The organism is Vibrio satsumensis (genome assembly GCF_050337435.1).
Classification (GTDB): domain Bacteria; phylum Pseudomonadota; class Gammaproteobacteria; order Enterobacterales; family Vibrionaceae; genus Vibrio; species Vibrio satsumensis.
On record NZ_JAKJSX010000026.1, the window covers coordinates 1 to 1,384 of the forward strand.

The window sequence follows — 1,384 nt, forward strand, 5'->3', positions numbered from 1 at the left end:
ATTAAAAGCTTAAGGGCTAATCCAATTTCGCTCGCCGCTACTTTCGGAATCTCGGTTGATTTCTCTTCCTCGGGGTACTTAGATGTTTCAGTTCCCCCGGTTTGCCTCCTATTGCTATGTATTCACAACAGGATACTTACTTATGTAAGTGGGTTTCCCCATTCAGGAATCCCAGACTCAAAAGGTTATTACTACCTAATCTGGGCTTATCGCAAGTTATTACGCCTTTCATCGCCTCTGACTGCCAAGGCATCCACCGTGTACGCTTAGTCACTTAACCATACAACCCGAAAGGGTCTCTTTTTTACTTTCACTTTTGAAAAGTGAAAACAAATTAGTATGGCAACTAACCAAGGTTTTTGGTTGTCATTAAGAAGGGTTAATTCTCAATGACTGTTTGCCGGACTCAATGTGATTCAAACAAGTTTGAATCGAATACAAGACACTTGAATGTGTTTGTGTTGTGTTTACTGTTCTTAATAAATAAGATCAGATAAACATTGAGAACTTTTAATTTGATTTAAATAACTACGTTATTTAAATCAGTCAGCTTTCCAAATTGTTAAAGAGCAGATTTTCTAATGAAAACCATTTTTAAGAACACTTAGCAAATGTGCTTAAAGATGGTGGGCGATACCGGGCTCGAACCAGTGACCCCCTGCTTGTAAGGCAGGTGCTCTCCCAACTGAGCTAATCGCCCATAAAAGTTTTAATTCCTTATGGAAGGAATGGTGGAGCTATGCGGGATCGAACCGCAGACCTCCTGCGTGCAAGGCAGGCGCTCTCCCAGCTGAGCTATAGCCCCATATTTTATTTCCTTGGGAGGAAATGGTGGGCGATACCGGGCTCGAACCAGTGACCCCCTGCTTGTAAGGCAGGTGCTCTCCCAACTGAGCTAATCGCCCACTAAAAGTTTTAATTCCTTCGTGGAGAAAGAATGGTGGGTCGTGCAGGATTCGAACCTGCGACCAATTGATTAAAAGTCAACTGCTCTACCAACTGAGCTAACGACCCAATGGTATCCCGTAGGGGAGTCGAACCCCTGTTACCGCCGTGAAAGGGCGGTGTCCTAGGCCTCTAGACGAACGGGACACTGCTAATTTATCTCCACTWWAAAAAGTAGAAACAAACTTYGAAGAACTTGGGAGTTCTTCAWCTCTTTKCTTTTCTAAACCTAATCAATCTGTGTGGACACTTATCGTGARTATCTTCGTATAAGGAGGTGATCCAGCCCCAGGTTCCCCTAGGGCTACCTTGTTACGACTTCACCCCAGTCATGAACCACAAAGTGGTGAGCGTCCTCCCCGAAAGGTTAAACTACCCACTTCTTTTGCAGCCCACTCCCATGGTGTGACGGGCGGTGTGTACAAGGCCCGGGAACGTA

General features: G+C 44.8%; 5 tRNA genes and 2 rRNA genes. All 7 read right to left on the reverse strand.

The features are described 5' to 3' along the window. Positions 1-280, reverse strand: a 23S ribosomal RNA gene (locus tag L4C44_RS22685); the annotation flags it as partial. A 344-nt stretch (positions 281-624) separates the two neighbouring features. Then, positions 625-700: transfer RNA gene (locus tag L4C44_RS22690), tRNA-Val, on the reverse strand. A gap of 29 nt (positions 701-729) precedes the next feature. Beyond that, positions 730-805, reverse strand: a tRNA-Ala gene (locus tag L4C44_RS22695). Between the two features lie 24 nt (positions 806-829). Then, positions 830-905, reverse strand: a tRNA-Val gene (locus L4C44_RS22700). Positions 906-938: 33 nt separating this feature from the next. After that, positions 939-1,014 (reverse strand) — tRNA-Lys (locus L4C44_RS22705). A 2-nt stretch (positions 1,015-1,016) separates the two neighbouring features. After that, positions 1,017-1,092 (reverse strand) — tRNA-Glu (locus tag L4C44_RS22710). Between the two features lie 123 nt (positions 1,093-1,215). After that, positions 1,216-1,384: ribosomal RNA gene (locus L4C44_RS22715) — 16S ribosomal RNA — on the reverse strand; the annotation flags it as partial.